Below are 1,628 nucleotides of genomic sequence, written 5' to 3' on the forward strand. Positions count from 1 at the left end.
GGGTGGGGCTGGGCGCCGCGGAGCCCGTGCGGCACACCGGTGGCCGGGTGCGCTGAGCTCCCCAGGACGTCATCGCGGGGCCAGCTACCCGGGGCGGTGATCGACAACCGCCGGTCTCGGAAGGTTCGCCTTCCCTACCCCCGGTCGTTCACCGGCCCAGCGTGCCCGCCCACGGCTCGGAGGCGGCCAGGGCGAAGCCGGGCACCTCGTCGGCGGCCATGTCGACGGCCGCGTAGCCCCCGCTGCCCGCGCCGACGCAGGCGGTGACGGTGGCCAGACCCGCCCGCCGCTGGAAGAACGACTGCCGGACCTGCCAGCCCACGACGGCCCGCCGCTCCAGCACGGCCTGCTCCCGCACCAGCCAGCCGCTGCGGACGGCGAAGGTGCGCGGCCCGGCGGCGTGCCCGAGCGACCGGTAGCGGGCGAGCCCCACCGGGACGCCCAGCACCGTCAGCCCGGCGCCGGCGGCCAGCAGCCACCAGGCGCCGTCGCCGGCCAGGAGCGCGCCGCCGCCCGCGGTGACCAGCAGGCCCGAGGCGACGGCGCGCAGCACCCGGCGGCGGCGGGCCGCGGGCGGGTGCGCGACGAGCGGGCCGGGGTCGTCGGCGACCCGCCGGGCCAGCGCCCACGCCTCCGTGCGCGGCCCCAGGGGGAACAGCTGCCCGCGCCCGGCGGCGTCGCCGAGGCCGGTGACCAGGGCGCTGACCCGGGCCGCCCGGACCAGCCGCATGCCGAGCCCGTCGGTGACCGTCACGCCGCGGATGCGGTCGATCTCCAGCTCGGTGTGCCGGCGGGTGAGCAGACCGCGGGAGGCGATCAGCGAGCCGCCGCGGCGGACCACCCGGAAGCGCCAGTTGACCAGGGCCGCGCCGACGACGGAGCCGGCCAGCAGCACCAGCAGCGCGATGACCAGCCCGGCCGCGAGCAGCCGCACGTCGGAGAGGTCGGGCTCCCGGAACTCGGGGGTCCACTGCTCGGGCAGCTCCTCGGCCAGCCGGAAGAGCGCGCCGACGGCGGCGAGCGGGACGGCGAGGTAGGTGCCGACCAGCGGGGCGTAGCGCAGCCAGCGGTGGTCGAAGCGGGCGTACTCCTCCTCGACCGGCTCGGCCGCGGGGGCGCCGTCCGGGCCGGTCGCGGGGGTCGCGGCGGCGCGGTGGGTGAGGACGGCGACGCGCAGCCGGTCGCCCTCCGCGCGCGGGATGCCGTCGACGAGCAGCTCCTCGTCGCCGTCGGTGACCGCCCCCGCGGCGGCGTCGATGCGGACGCGCACCAGGCCGAACAGCCGGTGCAGGGGCGGCGCCTCGACGTCGACACCCCGGATGCGGTCGTTCGGCACGGTGCGCACCGACCGGGCCAGCAGCCCGCGGGTGATGACGACCGCGGCCGGCCCGTCGGCGTAGCTGAACCGCCACCAGTTCAGCGTCGCGGTGAGCAACGAGAGCACCGTGACGCCGACGACGAGGACCGCGATCGTGCGGATCCCGCCGTCGAAGCCGGTGGCCGCGATCAGCGGGATGACGGCGGGGACGAACGAGCGGGCCTGCCGGAACGTCGCGGTGTGGACGGCGATGACGCGGGGCGACAGCCGCCGCGGCGCGCTGGCGGTCGGCGTCATCGCCGTCCACACC

1 protein-coding gene is annotated in these 1,628 nt (G+C 78.3%); it reads right to left on the reverse strand.

The window, feature by feature from the left end; genetic code table 11:
- Window positions 1-148: 148 nt before the first annotated feature.
- Window positions 149-1,628, reverse strand: a 1,480-nt coding sequence (locus E9565_RS21805; protein ID WP_308196181.1) for a PH domain-containing protein, incomplete at its 5' end; no start/stop codon positions are given.

This window comes from Blastococcus sp. KM273129 (assembly GCF_021698995.1).
Classification (GTDB): Bacteria; Actinomycetota; Actinomycetes; order Mycobacteriales; family Geodermatophilaceae; genus Blastococcus.